Annotated in this window: 19 protein-coding genes; 14 read left to right on the forward strand and 5 right to left on the reverse strand. The window is 71.2% G+C overall.

Features of this window, described 5'->3' with window-relative positions; genetic code table 11:
- The first annotated feature begins 67 nt into the window (after nt 1-67).
- The 3 genes from ACFT9I_RS09750 to ACFT9I_RS09760 are packed head-to-tail and all read left to right on the forward strand — an operon-like array spanning nt 68 to nt 1,410.
- Entirely contained in the window at nt 68-910 is an 843-nt protein-coding gene (locus ACFT9I_RS09750; RefSeq protein WP_382562487.1) for a helix-turn-helix domain-containing protein, read from the forward strand.
- A complete protein-coding gene (locus ACFT9I_RS09755) occupies nt 892-1,101 on the forward strand; it encodes a DUF397 domain-containing protein (RefSeq protein ID WP_382562489.1) in 210 nt (69 codons plus the stop codon). The genes ACFT9I_RS09750 and ACFT9I_RS09755 overlap by 19 nt, the downstream gene beginning before the upstream one ends.
- 21 nt (nt 1,102-1,122) lie before the next feature.
- Entirely contained in the window at nt 1,123-1,410 is a 288-nt protein-coding gene (locus tag ACFT9I_RS09760) for a DUF397 domain-containing protein (RefSeq protein WP_382562491.1), read from the forward strand.
- Nucleotides 1,411-1,455: 45 nt separating this feature from the next.
- On the opposite strand, the gene ACFT9I_RS09765 is transcribed toward ACFT9I_RS09760, so the two are convergent.
- Nucleotides 1,456-2,457: a helix-turn-helix transcriptional regulator gene (locus tag ACFT9I_RS09765; RefSeq protein WP_382562493.1), complete on the reverse strand. Its 1,002-nt coding sequence runs from the start codon at nt 2,455-2,457 to the stop codon at nt 1,456-1,458.
- Nucleotides 2,458-2,587: 130 nt separating this feature from the next.
- Between ACFT9I_RS09765 and ACFT9I_RS09770 the strand changes: the two genes are divergently transcribed.
- Together ACFT9I_RS09770 and ACFT9I_RS09775 are read left to right on the forward strand one after the other, a co-directional pair.
- Nucleotides 2,588-3,013 (forward strand): VOC family protein, encoded by a 426-nt coding sequence (locus ACFT9I_RS09770; protein ID WP_382562495.1) that lies wholly within the window; start codon nt 2,588-2,590, stop codon nt 3,011-3,013.
- Nucleotides 3,014-3,099: 86 nt separating this feature from the next.
- Nucleotides 3,100-4,146: an aldo/keto reductase gene (locus tag ACFT9I_RS09775; RefSeq protein WP_382562497.1), complete on the forward strand. Its 1,047-nt coding sequence runs from the start codon at nt 3,100-3,102 to the stop codon at nt 4,144-4,146.
- An 18-nt stretch (nt 4,147-4,164) separates the two neighbouring features.
- Here the strand turns inward: ACFT9I_RS09775 and ACFT9I_RS09780 are convergent, their stop codons facing one another.
- Nucleotides 4,165-4,575: a winged helix-turn-helix transcriptional regulator gene (locus ACFT9I_RS09780; protein ID WP_382562499.1), complete on the reverse strand. Its 411-nt coding sequence runs from the start codon at nt 4,573-4,575 to the stop codon at nt 4,165-4,167.
- Between the two features lie 101 nt (nt 4,576-4,676).
- Here ACFT9I_RS09780 and ACFT9I_RS09785 point away from each other — a divergent pair, with 101 nt between their 5' ends.
- Complete coding sequence (locus tag ACFT9I_RS09785; RefSeq protein ID WP_382562501.1) at nt 4,677-5,534, forward strand: alpha/beta fold hydrolase; 858 nt, start codon at nt 4,677-4,679, stop codon at nt 5,532-5,534.
- Here ACFT9I_RS09785 and ACFT9I_RS09790 read toward each other — a convergent pair.
- Nucleotides 5,523-6,737: a methyltransferase domain-containing protein gene (locus ACFT9I_RS09790; protein ID WP_382562503.1), complete on the reverse strand. Its 1,215-nt coding sequence runs from the start codon at nt 6,735-6,737 to the stop codon at nt 5,523-5,525. The genes ACFT9I_RS09785 and ACFT9I_RS09790 overlap by 12 nt on opposite strands.
- A gap of 173 nt (nt 6,738-6,910) precedes the next feature.
- On the opposite strand from ACFT9I_RS09790, the gene ACFT9I_RS09795 reads away from it, so the two are divergent.
- From ACFT9I_RS09795 to ACFT9I_RS09810, 4 genes are all read left to right on the forward strand, one after another.
- Nucleotides 6,911-8,032 (forward strand): serine hydrolase domain-containing protein, encoded by a 1,122-nt coding sequence (locus tag ACFT9I_RS09795; RefSeq protein WP_382562505.1) that lies wholly within the window; start codon nt 6,911-6,913, stop codon nt 8,030-8,032.
- 184 nt (nt 8,033-8,216) lie between these two features.
- Complete coding sequence (locus tag ACFT9I_RS09800; RefSeq protein WP_382562634.1) at nt 8,217-8,903, forward strand: enoyl-CoA hydratase family protein; 687 nt, start codon at nt 8,217-8,219, stop codon at nt 8,901-8,903.
- Complete coding sequence (locus ACFT9I_RS09805) at nt 8,891-9,478, forward strand: TetR/AcrR family transcriptional regulator (protein WP_382562507.1); 588 nt, start codon at nt 8,891-8,893, stop codon at nt 9,476-9,478. Before ACFT9I_RS09800 ends, ACFT9I_RS09805 begins: the two co-directional genes overlap by 13 nt.
- Entirely contained in the window at nt 9,445-9,867 is a 423-nt protein-coding gene (locus ACFT9I_RS09810) for a hypothetical protein (RefSeq protein WP_382562509.1), read from the forward strand. Before ACFT9I_RS09805 ends, ACFT9I_RS09810 begins: the two co-directional genes overlap by 34 nt.
- Nucleotides 9,868-9,906: 39 nt before the next feature.
- Here ACFT9I_RS09810 and ACFT9I_RS09815 read toward each other — a convergent pair whose 3' ends face one another.
- Nucleotides 9,907-11,007, reverse strand: a complete 1,101-nt coding sequence (locus tag ACFT9I_RS09815) for a citrate synthase 2 (RefSeq protein ID WP_382562511.1) — start codon at nt 11,005-11,007, stop codon at nt 9,907-9,909.
- 272 nt (nt 11,008-11,279) lie between these two features.
- Here ACFT9I_RS09815 and pdxH point away from each other — a divergent pair, with 272 nt between their 5' ends.
- Nucleotides 11,280-11,903, forward strand: a complete 624-nt coding sequence (gene pdxH, locus ACFT9I_RS09820; RefSeq protein WP_382562636.1) for a pyridoxamine 5'-phosphate oxidase — start codon at nt 11,280-11,282, stop codon at nt 11,901-11,903.
- 373 nt (nt 11,904-12,276) lie between these two features.
- The gene (locus tag ACFT9I_RS09825; protein WP_382562513.1) at nt 12,277-13,752 is read left to right on the forward strand and encodes a PAS domain S-box protein; all 1,476 of its coding nucleotides are present in this window, start codon (nt 12,277-12,279) and stop codon (nt 13,750-13,752) included.
- A gap of 205 nt (nt 13,753-13,957) precedes the next feature.
- On the opposite strand, the gene ACFT9I_RS09830 is transcribed toward ACFT9I_RS09825, so the two are convergent.
- Nucleotides 13,958-14,713: an SIS domain-containing protein gene (locus ACFT9I_RS09830; RefSeq protein WP_382562515.1), complete on the reverse strand. Its 756-nt coding sequence runs from the start codon at nt 14,711-14,713 to the stop codon at nt 13,958-13,960.
- 245 nt (nt 14,714-14,958) lie between these two features.
- On the opposite strand from ACFT9I_RS09830, the gene ACFT9I_RS09835 reads away from it, so the two are divergent.
- Complete coding sequence (locus ACFT9I_RS09835) at nt 14,959-15,654, forward strand: metal-dependent transcriptional regulator (RefSeq protein ID WP_354608723.1); 696 nt, start codon at nt 14,959-14,961, stop codon at nt 15,652-15,654.
- Between the two features lie 755 nt (nt 15,655-16,409).
- On the forward strand, nt 16,410-17,273 hold the full coding sequence (locus ACFT9I_RS09840; RefSeq protein WP_382562517.1) for an alpha/beta fold hydrolase: 864 nt from the start codon (nt 16,410-16,412) through the stop codon (nt 17,271-17,273).
- The last annotated feature ends 123 nt before the right edge of the window (nt 17,274-17,396 follow it).

A 17,396-nucleotide genomic window follows, 5' to 3' on the forward strand; every position in this document is an offset into this window, starting at 1 on the left:
GACGTGGAGACGCGTCGTGAATTACCGTGCGTGACAGACCTGTTACGAACGCGCGGAGGGCAGCACCATGCCGACGAGACGAGTGGTCACCGGTCGTAGCAGGGAGCCCCGCGCGCGGTTCGCCCAGGAACTGCGCTCACTGCGCGCCGCACGCGGCGACAGCCTGCGACAACTCGGCGAACGGCTGGGCTGGGACTGGTCGTTGTTCGGCAAGATGGAGAAGGGCGAGACGCTGGGCGGCCCGGAGGTCGTCCAGGCGCTCGACACGTATTACGGGACGCCGGGGTTGTTGCTCGCGCTGTGGGAGCTGGCGGTGAGTGACAAGTCGCAGTTCAAGGAGCAGTACCGGCGGTACATGTCTTTGGAAGCGGAGGCGACGAGTCTGTGGCACTTCGCGGTGAGCGTGCTGCCGGGGTTGTTGCAGACGGAGGCGTACGCACGCGAGGTGCTGGGTGCGAGCGGACTCAAGGGAGAAGCGCTTGAGCAGCAGGTTGAGGCGCGGATGGGGCGACGGGAGTTGCTGGAGGGGGACCACGCGCCGCCGTTCCGATCGATCCTCTCGGAGGCGGTGTTGCGGACAGCCTTGCGGGACGTGGGTAAGTGGCGGACGCAATTGGAGTACTTGAGCGAGCTGGCCGAGCGGGGGAACGTGACGCTTCACGTGCTTCCGTTCAGCGCGGGGCTCTATGGCCTGGACAGTACGGCTCTTATGTTCCTGAGACTTCCCGACGGCCATACGGTCGGGTACACCGAGAACGCGTACAGGGGCGAACTCATCGAGGAGAACCAGCCGGTGGATCGGTTGCAACGTGCCTACGATGAGGTGCGCGACTTGGCTCTGTCCCCTACGAAGTCGCGAAAGTTCGTCCTACGCATGTTGGAGGAAGTGCCGTGCGATCCCTTGATCTGACCGCCGTAACCTGGCGTAAGAGCAGTTACAGCAACTCGGACGGTGGCGAGTGCGTCGAGGTTTCCGACGACTTCACCGCCGTCATCCCCGTACGTGACAGCAAGACCCCGCACGGCCCGGTTCTCGCGTTCGACGCGTCCGGCTGGGCTTCGTTCGTCTCGGCTGTAAAGGCTGGGGCCTTGGGCGCCTGACGCCCAGTTGGAGGTTGCACCGTGCGATCCCTCGACCTGAGCGCCGTGACCTGGCGCAAGAGCAGCTACAGCAATCAGGATGGCGGCGAGTGCGTCGAAGTCTCTGACGACTTCGCCAGCGCAGCTCAGTGGCGTAAGAGCAGTTACAGCAACTCGGACGGCGGCCAGTGCGTCGAGGTCTCCGACGACTTCGCGCCCGTCGTCCCCGTACGCGACAGCAAGACCCCGCACGGCCCGGTTCTCGCGTTCGACGCGTCCGGCTGGGCATCCTTCATCTCGGCTGTGAAACATGGCGCGTTGGGCGCCTGACGCGTCAGTTGTACGAGGCGGCGGCCCCGCCTACCCGTGCCCGGTTCACCGGGGTGAGGAAGGCGCGGCCGCAGTCTCGGCGTAGCGCTGGGCCAACTGTGCGAAGGCGTCCTTGAGTTCTGCGGGGCCGACGACCTCGATGTCGGCGTCGAACCTGCCGAGGGCGGCGGCCAGGGCGGGCCATGACCACGAGCCCAGGACGAGTCGGCAGCGGTTCGGCCCGCACTCCTCCACGACTCCGTCGTGGACGTACGGCGCCACGTCGGAGGCGGGCAGGTCGAGGATCACCTCACCGCGGCATGGCCAGTCGCCGGTGCCGTCCGACCCCTGGAACCTGCCGGCGACGAAGGCGGCCACGTCGCCCCCGGGCAGTTCGCGCGGGCTGAAGCGCGGGCCGGTGGGGGTGCGCGGGGTGATCCGGTCGGCGCGGAAGGTGCGCCAGTCCTTGCGGTCGAGGTCCCAGGCAACGAGGTACCAGCGTCCGCCCCAGGTGACGAGGTGGTGGGGTTCCGCCCGGCGCGGTGGAGGTTCGTCGGTGCTGTCGTCGCGGGCGCCCGCCGCCGAGGAGTAGTCGAAGCGCAGCGTCTCGCGGGCGTGGACCGCGGCGCTGAGTGCCATGAGCACCGTGCTGTCGACCTGCGGGGCCGGGCGGGTCGTGGGGCGTTCGACGGCGGTGACGTGGAAGGTGTCGATCCGATGGCGCAGCCGGGCGGGCATGACCTGCCGGACGGTGTTCAGCGCACGGGCGGCGGCTTCCTCGATGCCCGCGCCCGTCGTGGTGGCGATCTGGAGTGCGATGGCCAGGGCGACGGCCTGCTCGTCGTCGAACAGCAACGGGGGCAGCTGGGTGCCCGCGCCTAGCCGGTAGCCGCCGTCAGGGCCCTTGCTCGTCACGATCGGGTAGCCCAGCTCGCGCAGGCGGTCGACGTCGCGGCGCACGGTGCGCGGGCTGATGTCCAGCCGCTCGGCCAGCTGCGCCCCTGGCCAGTCCCGGCGGGTCTGGAGCAGGGAGAGCAGCGACAGGAGCCGCGCGGAGGTCTTCTGCATATCTCCATGGTGCACCGAGAAGCGGCCACACCCTGACCGCTTCTGTTGCGACTGTGGTCACCGAACCGGGCCGGACCGGGACACGTGACCAGCCAGATCCGACCGTGATCACCAGAGGCGAGGAGCCATCATGACCGTCAACGCAGTGACCCACCTGAACTTCCGAGGCGACGCCCACGCGGCGCTGACCTTCTACCAGTCCGTCTTTTCCGGGCACCTGGCCGTCGTCACCTACAAGGACGCCGGGAACGTGCAGGACCCGGCGGAGGCGGACCAGGTGATGTGGGGCCAGGTCGCCGCCGAGAACGGGTTCAAGGTGATGGCGTACGACGTCCCGTCGAGCCAGCCGTGGGACCAGGGCGAGAACGCGTTCTTCCTCTCGCTGCGCGGCGAGACGGCCGAGGAGATCACCGGGTACTGGGAGAAGCTCACCGAGGGCGCGACCGTCCTGCAGCCGCTGAGCCCCGCCCAGTGGGCGCCCCTCTACGGCATGCTCAAGGACCGCTTCGGCGTGACCTGGGTCGTGGACGTCGCTGTCGAGTACAACGCGGGCTGACCACCCCGGCGCGGGCGGCGGCGGTCGGCCGCCGCCGCCCGGTTTCAGCACCCGAGTGCGAAGACATCGAAAACGAGGACACCCTCATGAAGACGCGCGCGCTGGGGCGGACCAGAATCCAGGTCAGCCCCTACTGCCTGGGCACCATGATGTTCGGCCGGACGGGCAATCCCGACCACGGTGAATGCGTGAGGATGGTCCACCGCGCCCTGGACGCGGGGATCAACTTCATCGACACCGCCGACGTGTACGGGCCCGGCGGCGAGTCCGAGGAGATCGTGGGCAAGGCCGTCAAGGGGCGGCGCGATGATGTCGTGCTGGCCACCAAGGTCAACGGCGCGATGGGCAAGGACCCCAATCGCCGGGGCAGCTCCCGGCGCTGGATCGTCACGGAGGTCGAGCACTCGCTGCGCCGCCTGGGCACCGACCACATCGACCTCTACCAGGTCCACCACCCCGACCCGGCGACCGACATCGAGGAGACCCTCTCCGCCCTCACCGACCTCGTCCGCAGCGGCAAGGTCCGTTCCATCGGCTGCTCCAACCTGCCGCCCTCGCAGATCGTCGAGGCGCACTGGGCGGCGGAGCGGCGCGGGCTGGAGCGGTTCCGTACCGAGCAGCCGCCCTACTCGATCCTCAACCGGGCCATCGAGCGCGAGGTGCTGCCGGTCTGCGAGCGCTACGGCATGGGCACCCTGGTCTGGAGCCCGCTGGCCATGGGACTGCTCACCGGCCGCCACCGTAAAGGACGGCCGTCCGACGCACACGCCGCGCGTATGCACTGGGTGCCCCGGCACATGACCGACGAGCGCAAACTGGACGCCGTCGAGCAACTTCTCCCGCTCGCCGAGCAGGCCGGTCTGTCGCTGACCCACATGGCGTTGGCGTTCGCCATCACCCACCCCGGTGTCACCGCGGCCGTCATCGGCCCCCGCACCATGGCCCAGCTCGACGACCTGCTCGCGGGCGCGGCGACCACACTCGATGACGATCTCCTCGACCGGATCGACGCGATCGTCCCGCCGGGTGCGGATGTCGGGCCGCTCGATGTCGCGTACGTGCCCCCGGCCCTCACAGAGCCGGCGCTGCGGCGGCGTCAGGCCGGGGAGCGGGCGGCGGCGAGCGAGGACTGAGCGTGGTACCGGCCTGCCTTATCCCTCATCGTCCTCCTGGTCGGTGGCTTCGTTGGCGCGGTCGATCTCGGCCATGTGGTCCTCCGCCCAGGTCCGCAGCCCCGCGAGCGCGGCTTCGAGGGACAGCCCGAGTCCGGTGAGTCGGTAGAAGACCCGCGGTGGAACGGTCGGTTCGACCCGGCGCGACACCAGCCCGTCGCGGGTCAGGCTTCGCAGCGTCACGGACAGCATCTTCTGCGAGACGCCGGGCATCCGGCGTCTCAGCTCCGCGAAGCGCACTTCGTCCGGGGCGGCATCGGCGAGCGTCTTGACGGCCATGGACGTCCATTTTGTGCCTATGCGGTCCAGCAACTGCCGCGTCGGGCACAGGGGATCGAACAGATCGCCGCGTCCCCCGGGACCGGCGGCCCCGACGCCTCGGGTGGTCACCTGTGGCTCACCACGTTCCCTGAAAGTGCCGTCTAGGCTCCGGCTGGACAGTTACCTATCGTTCTGTGGTCACCAATGGTAACCAGTCTGGAGGAGCCGTCATGTCCACCACTGCCCCACACCGACTCCACCGCATCGCGACGAACGGCGTCCAACTCAACGTCGCCATCGCCGGGGAGGGACCCGCGGTCCTCCTGCTGCACGGCTTCCCGCACACCTGGCAGCTCTGGAGCGGCATCATGGGCCGACTGGCCGGGCAGTACCGGGTCATCGCCCCGGACCTGCGAGGCTTCGGTGCCAGTACGCGTGCCGTCGAGGGGTACGACGCAGGCACCCTCGCCGCCGACGCCGAAGGGCTGCTCGACGCACTCGGCGAGCCCTCGGCAGCGGTGGTCGGCATCGACGCGGGCACCGCCCCCGCCGTCCTGCTCGCGCTGCGCCGGCCCGGCCTCGTCCGGCGCCTGGTCGTGATGGAGGCACTGCTCGGCCGCCTGCCCGGAGCAGAACACGTCGTCGCGGGCGGCGCCCCGTGGTGGTTCGGCTTCCACGCCGTCCCCGGCCTCGCCGAGACTGTCCTGGCCGGCAACGAGGCCCCGTACATCGACTTCTTCCTCGACTCGGGGACGCTCGGGCGAGGAGTGCCCGGCGACATCCGTGCGGCCTTCGTCCACGCGTACACCGGGAGCGAGGCCCTGCGCTGCGCGTTCTCCTACTACCGGGCCCTGCCCACCAGCGCGCAGCAGATCCAGGACGCCGTCGCGACGGCTCGGCTGACCATGCCCACCATGGCCGTCGGCTCCCACCCCGTCGGCACCGGGCTCGAACGCCAGCTCCGTCCCATCGCCGACGACCTGGTCGGACACCATCTCCAGGACTGCGGCCACATCATCCCCCTCGACCGCCCCGACGCATTGTTCGCGCTCCTTGCGCCCTTCCTCTCCGCCGATCTACCGGCCTGAACGGTCGCCTTCTCCCTCCTTGTGCGCGATGCGTCCGTGCGGGCCGCGTTCGCCGAGTAGAGCGCGGGTGCCGTCGGCCCCCTCCACCCACACCGTCCGGGCCCCTGCCGCATGCACCGTGAGGCCGTACCGGTCGACGCTCGGGCGGCCAAGGCTCTCCCACCGGGAGTGAGCCGCCGTGATCTCGTCCCAGAGCCGCCGGGGACCGGCCTGGGTGACGGTGAACCGGTCGGCGTGGTGTCCGTCGTAGTCGACCGTGGCCCAGGACGGCCCGGTGCCGTCGGCCACATCGAGCCGTGCGGGAGCGTGCTCGCCGGTCGCGTCCCAGGCGAAACAGGCTCCGGGAACGGTGAGGCCTACGTGGAACTCCGCGTTCAGATCCCCTCCGGCGACGGCCCACGGCGACAACGCCGAGGACGTCACCTGCGCAGGAGGGCCGTCGTCGGGCGCCGTGGTCGACGGGACAGGCTTCCGCATCGGCATGAACGCGGCGAAGGCGTGGAACCGGCCTTCACCGCCGCCGTCCGGTGCCGTCGTCAGTACCAGCGTGCCGTACCCGCCGCACCAGGCGGAGTTCCACGGGGTGACGATGCGGCCGCCCGGTGCTGTCTGTTCCAGCCAGGCCGACGGGATCCGGTCGACGGAGAACGTAGCGATGATCCGCTCGTACGGAGCCCCGGCCGGCCAGCCGACTCCGGCGTCACCACGTACCACCTTCGGCGCGTGGCCGACGGCCTTCAGATTCCGCTCCGCCTCCGCCGCGAGTGTGGGGTCCAACTCGACGGTGGTGACGGCCTGATCGCCGCAGAGGTGACACAGCAGGGCCGCGTTGAACCCGGTGCCCGCGCCCAGTTCGAGAACGCGACGCCCTGCGGACTCCCGGTCCAGGTCCGCCAGAGCGAGCATGCGGAGCACCATGGAGGGCATGGACGCGGACGACGTCGGTACTCCGTCGGTGAGCTGCGTGACGAGCGGCGCGTCGCTGTAGGCAGCGCGCAGCCACTCGTCGGGGGCGGCGGCCCGGTCGCACGGCCGGTAGCCGCCCTCGCCGTCGCGCAGCCAGATGAGAGCCGGGAGGAAGAGATGCCTCGGGACCGCGCGGACCGCGCGGTCGAAGGCGGTCGGCACGGGGCCGATGAATTGGGCCACCTCGGCAAGGAGTTGCTCGGTGAGGTCGGCCGTCGACCGCGCTGGTGTCTGCACTTCACCCACCGTAGGGAACGGCGCCCGGCCCGTGCAGGGGCGCATTGGCGGCCGGGGGTGGGGATAACCCCCGGCCGGATACGGCAACGCGCCCCCTCGTGGCCGCCCCGCACCTCCGGCAGGCTCGTCGTACGGCGTGGACCGCGCCGTAGGAAACGATCACGGGGGCCGGGATGAAGCATGCGCAACGGACGTTGGTGAGCGCGGCAGCCGCCGTCGCGGTGATCGTGGCGGGCACCGCCGCCTCCGCCGCGCCTGCCCAACACGGCGCGGATCGCGGCAAGTTGCAGGAGCGGCTGGACCACGTCGTGGACGTCGGCGCCGTCGGGGCCCTGGCGGAGGTGCGTGACGAACGCGGCGTGTGGCGCGGCACCGGCGGGGTCGCCGAGCTGGGGACGGAGCGTGCCGTGCCCGCCCGAGGCCACTTCCGGGTCGGCAGCATCAGCAAGACGTTCGTCGCCACCGTCGTTCTGCAGCTCGTGGACGAGGGCGAGTTGGGGCTGGACGACACCGTCGAGTCGTGGCTGCCCGGAGTCGTACCGGGCGGCGAAGGCATGACCGTGCGGCAACTGCTGAACCACACCAGCGGGGTGTACGACTACGTCAGCACGCTGCCGATGCCGCCGGGCCAGGAGTTCGTGGCGAACCGGTGGCGGACCTGGACCCCCGACGAGCTGGTGCGGCGCGCGGTGGCCAACCCGCCGTCCGTCGACCCGCCGGGGTCGCGCTACTCGTACTCCAACACCGGCTACCTCCTCCTCGGCCGGATCGTCGAGAAGGCGACCGGCCGCTCGTACGCCGAGGAGATCGAGCAACGGGTCATCGAGCCGCTGCGGTTGCGCGGGACGTCCGTGCCGGGGACGTCCCCGCGCGTTCCCCAGCCGCGTCCCCGCGCCTATCTGCCCGTCGAGCCCGGCGGCACGGCGCACCCCACGGACTACACGGAGATGAATCCGTCCGTGTTCGGCGCGGCCGGCGAGATGATCTCCACGACCCGCGACCTCAACCGCTTCGTCGCCGCGCTGCTCGACGGGAGTCTGGTCCCCGACCACCTGCTGGCGGAGATGAAGAAGCCCGGCGCCGAGGGTGCGACGTACGGGCTCGGGCTGGACTGGTACGACACCACCTGCGGGGTCCGTGTGTACGGCAACGACGGTGACGCCCTGGCGTACCAGGCGTGGTCGTACTCCACGGAGGACGGGCGCCGACAGGCCACGGTCGGGCTCACGTCCGACCGGCCCGCCGACCCGGCCGACGCCGTCCACGCGCTCCTGGACGAAGCCTTCTGCGACTGAGCCGAGCAGGCCGCACAACGGGACCGACCACCGGAACCATGCATGCTCGCTTGATTGATTCGGCGCACGCTGCCACTCTCTGTACCCTCGCGCAGCACACCGGACCGCGCAAGGAAGACGGGAAGACGGAGACCACGTGACGCTCGTCGCGACCGCGCACGAGCGCGGCATCACCACCTTGACCATGGACGTGCCGGCCAAGCGCAACGCCCTGTCGGCGCGGCTCGTCGGGGAGTTGGCCGACGCGCTCACCGGGTGCGCCAAGGATCCGTCCGTACGGGCCGTCGTCCTCAGCCACACCGGCTCCACCTTCTGCGCGGGCGCCGACCTGAAGGAGCCGCCGAATCCGTACACCTTCGTCGCGCTCCTGCGGCAGATCGTGGAGCACCCGAAGCCCGTCGTGGCCCGGGTCACCGGCCATGTCCGGGCCGGGGGCCTGGGGCTGCTCGGGGCCTGCGACATCGTGATCGCGTCCAGCGACTCGGACTTCGCCTTCACCGAGGTACGGATCGGGGTCGCGCCCGCCGTCATCTCGATGCCACTCCTGCCCCGGATGGCGCCGCGCGCCGCCGCCCGTCACTACCTCACCGGTGAGACCTTCGGCGCGGCCGAGGCCGTGACCGACGGGCTCGTCACCGAGGCCGCCGACGACGTGGACACCGCGCTCGCGCCGCTGCTCGACGCGCTGCGCCGGGGCTCACCGCAGGGCCTGGCCGAGTCCAAGAAGCTGCTCAGCGCAGGGGTGTTGGAGACCTTCGACCAGTACGCGGAGGATCTCGTACAGCGCTCGGCGTCCCTCTTCGCCACGGCCGAGGCCCGCGAAGGCATGTCCGCGTTCCTCGAACGGCGGGACGCGGCATGGGTGCGCTAGCCGCGCCCAAGCAGGACCGCAGCCGTGCCACCCGCCGGCGTCTCCTGGAGGCCGCCGTCGCCTGTCTCGCCGAACACGGCTGGGCGGGCTCCACGGTCGCCGTCGTCGCCGAACGCGCCGGGGTGTCGCGTGGCGCCGCGCAGCACCACTTCCCCACCCGCGAGGACCTGTTCACGGCGGCCGTCGAGTACGTCGCCGAGGAACGCTCCTCCGCCCTGCGTGAACTCGCCCCCACCGGGCCCGCCCGCCGCCGCGAAGTGGTCGAGGCGGTCGTCGCGCTCTACACCGGGCCGCTGTTCCGGGCCGCGCTCCATCTGTGGGTCGCCGCGTCCGACGAGGAGCAGCTACGGCCCCGCGTCACCGAACTCGAAGCCCGCGTCGGCCGCGAGGCGCACCGGATGACCGTCGAACTTCTGGGCGCGGACGAGTCGGTGCCCGGCGTACGCGAGACGGTCCAGGGCCTGTTGGACATGGCGCGCGGCCTCGGCCTGGCCACGCTGCTGACGGACGACACCCAGCGGCGCAACAGGGTGGTGGCGCAGTGGGCGAGGATCCTGGACACGGTGCTGGGCTGACGAGGGCGGTGGTGGCGGTGGAGGGTGTGGTCGTGGTCGTCGCGGTCGGGTTCGCGCTGATGGCGGCCGGGATGATCTGGAAGGGGCAGGTGCGCAAGCCGTATCTGCGGGTGCGCGCGCAGGACGTCAAGTACCGGCGGCTGCCCCGCGATCTGCGCCGGTCCGCCGACATGGCGATAGCGTCGGCCCGCCACGCGGCGGCGGCCGACGAACCGGCGATCATCCGGGTGGACGACGTACTGACCGTGGCCGCCGAGCACTTCGGGCACGGAGCCGTCTCCCGTGAATCGGCGGCGGGCGCGCTGCGCGAGCGGTTCGAGCGCAACCGCTGCTACGTGGACTGCGTGACGGACGCGTACGAGAACGAGGGCCGGACGGGCCCGAGTTGAGCCCGTCCGGCGAATCCGTCAGTACTGTTCGGACGACGGTCAGGACGCGATGTCGTCGTACCCCTCGATCTCGCGCGGATCCCGCGTCCCCGGCCCCACATACCGCGCCGACGGCCGCACCAGCCGGCCCGTCCGCTTCTGCTCCAGGATGTGCGCCGACCAGCCCGCCGTACGCGCGCACGTGAACATCGACGTGAACATGTTCGCGGGCACCTCGGCGAAGTCCAGCATGATCGCCGCCCAGAACTCCACGTTCGTCGCCAGCACCCGGTCCGGACGGCGCGCGTGCAGCTCCTCCAGCGCCGCCTTCTCCAGCGCCTCGGCGACCTCGTAACGCGGCGCGTCCAGCTCCTTCGCCGTACGCCGCAGCACGCGGGCACGCGGGTCCTCCGCCCGGTACACGCGGTGGCCGAAGCCCATCAGGCGCTCGCCCTTGTCGAGCGTCTGCTTCACATACGCCGTCGCGTCGCCCATCCGCTCGATCTCCTCGATCATGCCGAGGACGCGCGACGGGGCGCCGCCGTGCAGCGGCCCGGACATGGCGCCGACGGCCCCGGAGAGGGCCGCGGCGACGTCCGCGCCGGTCGAGGCGATGACCCGGGCCGTGAACGTCGACGCGTTCATGCCGTGCTCGGCCGCCGACGTCCAGTACGCGTCGACCGCCTTCACATGCCGCGGGTCGGGCTCACCGCGCCAGCGGATCATGAAGCGCTCGACGACGGAGTCCGCCTTGTCGATCTCGCTCTGCGGCACCATCGGCACGCCCTGGCCGCGCGCCGACTGCGCCACGTACGACAGGGCCATGACGGCGGCCCGCGCCAGCTCGTCGCGCGCCGTCGCCTCGTCGGTGTCGAGGAGCGGTTTGAGGCCCCAGACAGGGGCGAGCATGGCGAGCGCCGACTGCACGTCGACACGGATGTCGCCGGAGTGGACGGGGATGGGGAAGGGCTCGGCGGCCGGCAGCCCGGGATTGAACGCGCCGTCGACGAGCAGGCCCCACACGTTCCCGTAGGACACGCGGCCGACGAGATCCTCGATGTCGACGCCCCGGTAGCGGAGGGCGCCGCCCTCCTTGTCCGGTTCGGCGATCTCCGTCTCGAAAGCGACGACTCCTTCGAGTCCGGGTACGAAATCGGACATCAGGCGGCTCCTCTGGTGTGACGGACGCGGAAGCGTACGGCTGAACCGGACGACGGCTGACGGCCTACGGCCCGTGGTCCGATGTCAGAAGTTGTCGGCGCCGGCCCGGATCCACGGTCGTTCTCGTACGACTCGCGGTCCGGACCGGTCATCCGTTACTCACCGTCCTGCCCAGCCCGGACATCGAATCAACCATGCCGCGGCCCCGGCATGTGCGCGAGGATGGTCGCGTGCCTCACACTCCGCCTCCTGAGAACCCCGATCCGTCCGTCATGCGCGCGCAGTACCGCGCGGCCGCGTTCCTGGAGACCGATCTCGCCGCCACGCCCATGGACCAGTTCGCGAGCTGGTTCAAGGACGCGGTGGCCGGCGGTCTGCACGAGCCGAACGCGATGGTGGTCTCCACCGCGACCCCCGAGGGCCGCCCGTCGTCACGCACCGTGCTGCTCAAGGGGTACGACGAGCGGGGCTTCGTCTTCTTCACCAACTACGGATCCCGCAAGGGGCGCGAGATCGAGGCGAACCCGTACGTCGGGCTCCTCTTCCCCTGGCACGCGCTGGGCCTCCAGGTCGTCGTCACCGGTACGGCGTCCCGCGTCGGCCGTGCGGAGACGGCTGCGTACTTCCGCACCCGCCCGCACGGCTCCCAGCTCGGCGCCTGGGCGAGCGACCAGTCCGCGACGGTCGGCTCGCGGGCGGAACTGCTCGGGCGGTACGAGGAGCTGGCCGCCCGCTACCCGGACGACGAACCGGTGCCGGTGCCGCCGCACTGGGGCGGGATCCGGGTCGTCCCGGAGACGGTCGAGTTCTGGCAGGGGCACGAGAACCGGCTGCACGACCGGCTGCGGTACGTGAAGGAGGCCGCGGGCTGGCGGGTGGAGAGGCTCTGCCCGTAAACGATCACAACGCCCGTAAACGATCACCACGCAGACGACCCGCGTGCTCAGGTTCCTCCGGGGAGGAGCCGGCCGGACTTACCGGCGAGCACGCGGGTCGGGTGACTGCTTGGATTGGGCCGGTGGTTCACCGGCACCGCACGTGTGCGACGACGGGCGTCAGCCCGCAGTCACCTCACTTGTCCGGATTGAAATCACTTCCGAACCACCTCCCTTCTAGTGTGCTCACCACCCTAGGAACCCGTTCCGCGGCCCACAAGTGATTATTTGGATTTCCTCCGCGCAACGATTTCCGGGAACAAGGTGTGTGCTGGGTCACGTTCGAGTTGAATGTTCGTAGGTGTGACCGAGCAGCCGGCAGGGGGTGCCAAGGATGAGTGCTTCCCGTAGTGAGACCACTCGCCCGCCCGGCCCCGACGGGCCGGAATCCGACGGACCGGAATCCGGTGCGGCCGGGGCGGCGGGCCCCGAGGGCGGCCCGGCGGGCGGTCCCGGAGCCGATCTGCTTGCCGCGCTGCTCGACGGGATGGACGCGGCTCTCTGCGCGTTCGACGCCGACGGCGTCATCACGCACTGGAACCGCGAGGCCGAGCGGATACTCGGCTGGTCCGCCGACGAGGCCGTCGGCCGGCGCGGATTCGCCGGCTGGGCCGTGCGCAGCGCCGACGCCGACGAGGTGCACGGGCGGCTGATGTCGGCGATGGGCGTGCCGGGACGGCTGGTGCACGAGTTCGCGCTGCTGCGCAAGGACGGCAGCCGGGTGCTCGTACGGACCCAGTCCGCCGGGGTGCGCGGCGCGGACGGCGGGCCCGCCGGGGTGTACTGCGCGTTCAGCGAGGTGCACGCGCAGATCGATCTGGAGCGGTCCATCGCGCTCAGCGAGGCGCTGTTCGACGACGCGGTGTGGGGCGTGGTCCTGGTCGATGTGGATCTGCGGCCGACCGTCGTGAACGGGCACGCCGCGCGTGCGCTCGGCTCGGGCCGTACGGCTCTGCTCGGGCGGCCCCTGGGCGAGACCGTCGTACAGGGCGTGGAGGAGCTGGAGGGCGCCCTCCAGCACGTACTGGCGGAGGGCGCGCCGCGGGCGCTCGCCGAGCTGTGGGTGACGCTGCGCACGGCGGACGGGGGCCAGCGGCGGCGCTGCTGGCGCAGCGGCTTCCTCCGGCTGGCGTCCCCGCTCGCGGAGGAACCGGTTCCGCTCGGTGTCGGCTGGCTGTTCCAGGACGTCACGGAGGCGAAGCTCGCGGCGCAGGAGGCGGACAAGCTGCGCTTCCGCTCCAGCCAGCTGCACCGCGCGGGGCGGGCCGCGGGCGAGTGCGAGAGCCCGATGGAGGCGGCGACGGTCTGCCTGGACTTCGCGCTCGTGGGCTTCGCCGACCACGCGCTGATCGATCTGGTGCACAGCGCCCCCGCGCACGGTGGTCCGTCCCAGAGCGATACGGGATCCGGTGACCCGCCGACCCGGCTCGTACGGGTGGCGGCGACGCCCGGCGGTTCCGTCGGGCCCTGCCTGCCGGTGACGGCCGGCGGGATACCCGTGCGGTACCGGGAGGGGCACCCGGCCCTCCAGGCGGTGGCCCGCACGGGCTCGGTGCGCGCGAGCGCCCCTTCGGGCGCCTCGACCACCCCGACCTGGTCGGTCTCCCGCCAGTGGCCGCCCGACTCCGTGCACGCGCTCTGCACGGTGCTGCGGAGCCGGGGCAGGACCCTGGGCGTGGTCACTTTCCTGCGAGGCGCCAGCCGTCCGTCGTTCGAACGCCCGGACGCGGTGTACGCGGAGGACGTGACGGCCCGGATGGCGGCCTCGCTGGACCTGCTTCAGTCGGAGCCGAGGCCGGACACGCCCTAGGGGGGTGTCTTGCCGATCTTGCCGGGCTCGCGGTCCCTGGCACGCACGCTCGCCGCGTTGTCGTCGGTCGGCATGGCTCCGCCATGCCTCCCTCCTCCGCCTTGCGATCGCACGCACCAGACCCCGCTCCCTGATCCGGCCTGATCGACAAGACACCCCCTAGGGGGTGCAGCCGGTACCGGCTCCGCGTCGGCTCCGCGCCGGGTCAGTGCCGGTAGAAGATCCGGTCCCCGTACTCCGTCATCAGGCGCCCGTTCCACTCGTGCCCGCCGTCGACGTTCCCCGACCGCAGCATCGGCGGTTCGACGCCGCGCTCGACCAGGCCGCCCGCCGCCGTCGCCACCATCGCCTGCATCAGCGCGCTCGTCACGACGGTCGACGCGGGCGCGAACGGTGCCTCGATGCCGTCCGCCGACAGCTCCGCGTCGCCCACCGCGATCTTGCTGTCGAGGACGATGTCGCAGTGGTCCTTGAGGTAAGTCCCGGACACATGGCGGGACTTCGTCTCCGTCGCGTACGCCACCGACGTCACCCCGATCACCTTCAGGCCCAGCGCCCGCGCGTTCAGCGCCATCTCCACGGGGAGCGCGTTGCGCCCGGAGAGCGAGATGATCACCAGGACGTCGCCGGACTTCGCCGGGCTGGAGTCCAGTACGGCGCTCGCGAGGCCGTCGACCCGCTCCAGCGCGGAGCCGAGCGTCGCGGGCATGACGTCGACGCCCATCACGCCCGGCACGTTGAGAAGGTTCATGAGGGCGAGACCGCCCGCCCGGTAGACGACGTCCTGCGCGGCGAGCGAGGAGTGGCCGGCGCCGAAGGCGAAGACACGGCCGCCGGAGGCCACGGCCTCGGCGATCGCCTTCCCGGCCGCTTCGATGTTCGCGGCCTCCTCGTCGCGTACGCGCTCCAGCAGACCGATCGCGGCGCCGAAGAACTGACCGGCCAGTGTGCTCTCGCTCATCGAGAGACCCTTCCGTAGGGGGCGGAGAAGAGGGCGGAAAAGAGGGCGAAACGGGGGCGGAACAGGGAGGGAACAGGGGCGGGAATGCCTGTGCCGCGGATCACGTTGCGGTCTGGACCTTTACCGTGTCAATACGGCTTCGTCTTCGGCGGCTTCCCGCACGGCACGGTTGTCAGTGCGATGCGTCAGAATTGAGCAGGGGCCAGCGCACGGTTGTTTTCATGTCACAGCATCGAGGGGCACGTATGTCCGGACTGATTGACACCACGGAGATGTATCTCCGCACCATCCTCGAACTCGAAGAGGAAGGTGTGGTCCCCATGCGCGCCCGGATCGCGGAGCGGCTGGATCAGAGCGGGCCCACGGTCAGCCAGACCGTGGCCCGCATGGAGCGGGACGGCCTCGTGCAGGTCGCGGGCGACCGGCATCTGGAGCTGACGGAGGAGGGACGCAGACTGGCGACGCGCGTGATGCGCAAGCACCGCCTCGCCGAGTGTCTGCTCGTCGACGTCATCGGCCTGGAGTGGGAGCAGGTGCACGCGGAGGCCTGCCGCTGGGAGCACGTGATGAGCGAGGCGGTGGAGCGACGGGTGCTGGAGCTGCTGCGGCACCCGACGGAGTCGCCGTACGGGAATCCGATCCCGGGCCTGGAGGAGCTGGGCGAGACGAGCATCGCGGACCCGTTCCTCGACGGGAGCATGGTCAGCCTGGCCGACCTGGACCCGGGCACCGAGGGCAAGACCGTCGTGGTGCGGCGGATCGGCGAGCCGATCCAGACCGACGCCCAGCTGATGTACACGCTGCGACGGGCGGGCGTGCAGCCCGGCTCCGTGGTGAGCGTGACGGAGTCGCCGGTCGGCGGGGTGCTCGTGGGCAGCAGCGGTGAGGCCGCGGAGCTGGACTCGGAGGTCGCCTCGCACGTCTTCGTCGCCAAGCGCTGACCAGGCGCCGACCAGGCGCTGACCTCGCGCCGACCTTCTTGTACTGACGTCCCTCCGGGGTCCCGGACACCGGTTCCGGGACCCGGGGAGTCGGCCCGATCCGGACTGTCGCGCCGCTCAGGCATGGCCGTCGGCGGCTGCGGAGAGTATTCCTTCGACGACGGAGAATACGAATTCCCGGCGGAATGGCAGCGCCCGGGCGATTCGCGTGCCAGGCTGGCTCGGGGGCATATGACCTGAGGGCAGCGGTCGCGGACCTCGTCCCGCGGCCGAGGAGGGAGCGGGGCTGTGCGCCTGATGCTTGTCGCTGTGCCTGTGATGCCCACGGTGTCTGTGGTGTCCGGGGTGGTGTCCGCGGTGTCCGGGGCGCCTGCCTCGGCCGATGTTCCGCACGCCTTGCCGCACGTCTCGCCGCCCGCCTCGCACGGTAAGGGCCCCGGCGCTGTGCGGCGCCGGGGCCTGTCCTCCCCTGTTCCGACCCGGAGCCCCGAGCTCCCAGGGTCGGTCCCCACGGACCCTCATCCCCGAGTGATCCGCCTCCCGCAGAAGATCTCCCCTCAGGCGCTTCGGCCAACCCTTGACCACGGTCACTCGAACGAGCGGTGTTGCGCGCGGGAAGCAAGTTTTCGAATGGGAGTTCGATAGCCTGAGGGTGTCGCACGAGGAACACACGGGGACCGCACGACCGAACGGCACGGAATCGGGCCGGTGCCATCGGACTCGACCACTCAGGACCGAAGGGGGTGCCAGGACACATGGTGCAGCGCATCGATGTGACCGGATTCGACGGGCTGCGGCTTGCGGCCTGGGAGTTCACGGATCAGCCCGAGGAGCGGACCGACGCCGGGCGCACCCCCGGCGTGCTGCTGCTCCACGGCCTGATGGGCCGCGCCTCGCACTGGGAGCCCACCGCGCGCTGGCTGGCCGGGCGCCATCGGGCGGTCGCGCTCGACCAGCGGGGCCACGGCCGTAGCGACAAGCCGCCCGAAGCGCCGTACACCCGCGAGGCGTACGTGGCGGACGCCGAGGCGGCGATCGAGCAGCTCCGCCTCGCGCCCGTCACCCTCGTCGGCCACGCCATGGGCGCGCTCACCGCCTGGCAGCTCGCGGCGAAGCGCCCCGACCTGGTCGGAGCGCTGATCATCTGCGACATGCGGGCGTCCGCTCTGGGAGCGGCGTCGCAGCGCGAGTGGGACGACTGGTTCGGCACCTGGCCCGTGCCGTTCGCCTCGCTCGCCGACGTACGGAAGTGGTTCGCCGAGGACGACCCGTGGCTGGAGCGGCCGAATCCGGGCCGGGGCGAGTTCTTCGCCGAGGTCATGACCGAGCGCGCCGACGGCTGGTGGCCGGTCTTCTCCCGCCGCCAGATGCTCACGTCCCGCGCGACCTGGGTGCACGACGCGCACTGGGAGGAGCTGGCGCAGGTCCAGTGCCCCACGCTGGTCGTGCGGGGCCTGGACGGCGAGTTGGGCCGCGCGGAGGCGCAGGAGATGGTGCGGGTCCTGCCGCGCGGGCAGTACGCGGAGGTGGACGACGCCGGCCATCTCGTGCACTACGCGCAGCCGGACGCCTGGCGCGCGGCGATAGAGCCGTTCCTGGACGGCGCGTTGACCCCGTAGCCGGGGACGTCGACCGGGACCGGGCCGCGTCGCGCGTGGGACGCGCTTGTCCTCAATCGCCAATCGCCGGACGGGCTCCCGTCGCACCGCGTCCGGCGGTCGGAGACGGACCGGCTGCCCGAT

Source organism: Streptomyces sp. NPDC057137 (genome assembly GCF_042670825.1).
Lineage (GTDB): Bacteria > Actinomycetota > Actinomycetes > Streptomycetales > Streptomycetaceae > Streptomyces.

What these genes read in the sequence shown, in the direction of transcription:
- ACFT9I_RS09805 (WP_382562507.1), top strand. Translation starts at nt 8,891, where the DNA reads ATGGGTGCGCTAGCCGCGCCCAAGCAGGACCGCAGCCGTGCCACCCGC.
- ACFT9I_RS09750 (WP_382562487.1), top strand. Translation starts at nt 68, where the DNA reads ATGCCGACGAGACGAGTGGTCACCGGTCGTAGCAGGGAGCCCCGCGCG.
- ACFT9I_RS09765 (WP_382562493.1), bottom strand. Translation starts at nt 2,457, where the DNA reads ATGCAGAAGACCTCCGCGCGGCTCCTGTCGCTGCTCTCCCTGCTCCAG.
- ACFT9I_RS09825 (WP_382562513.1), top strand. Translation starts at nt 12,277, where the DNA reads ATGAGTGCTTCCCGTAGTGAGACCACTCGCCCGCCCGGCCCCGACGGG.
- ACFT9I_RS09795 (WP_382562505.1), top strand. Translation starts at nt 6,911, where the DNA reads ATGAAGCATGCGCAACGGACGTTGGTGAGCGCGGCAGCCGCCGTCGCG.
- pdxH (WP_382562636.1), top strand. Translation starts at nt 11,280, where the DNA reads ATGCGCGCGCAGTACCGCGCGGCCGCGTTCCTGGAGACCGATCTCGCC.
- ACFT9I_RS09835 (WP_354608723.1), top strand. Translation starts at nt 14,959, where the DNA reads ATGTCCGGACTGATTGACACCACGGAGATGTATCTCCGCACCATCCTC.
- ACFT9I_RS09830 (WP_382562515.1), bottom strand. Translation starts at nt 14,713, where the DNA reads ATGAGCGAGAGCACACTGGCCGGTCAGTTCTTCGGCGCCGCGATCGGT.
- ACFT9I_RS09770 (WP_382562495.1), top strand. Translation starts at nt 2,588, where the DNA reads ATGACCGTCAACGCAGTGACCCACCTGAACTTCCGAGGCGACGCCCAC.
- ACFT9I_RS09840 (WP_382562517.1), top strand. Translation starts at nt 16,410, where the DNA reads ATGGTGCAGCGCATCGATGTGACCGGATTCGACGGGCTGCGGCTTGCG.
- ACFT9I_RS09800 (WP_382562634.1), top strand. Translation starts at nt 8,217, where the DNA reads ATGGACGTGCCGGCCAAGCGCAACGCCCTGTCGGCGCGGCTCGTCGGG.
- ACFT9I_RS09815 (WP_382562511.1), bottom strand. Translation starts at nt 11,007, where the DNA reads ATGTCCGATTTCGTACCCGGACTCGAAGGAGTCGTCGCTTTCGAGACG.
- ACFT9I_RS09785 (WP_382562501.1), top strand. Translation starts at nt 4,677, where the DNA reads ATGTCCACCACTGCCCCACACCGACTCCACCGCATCGCGACGAACGGC.
- ACFT9I_RS09775 (WP_382562497.1), top strand. Translation starts at nt 3,100, where the DNA reads ATGAAGACGCGCGCGCTGGGGCGGACCAGAATCCAGGTCAGCCCCTAC.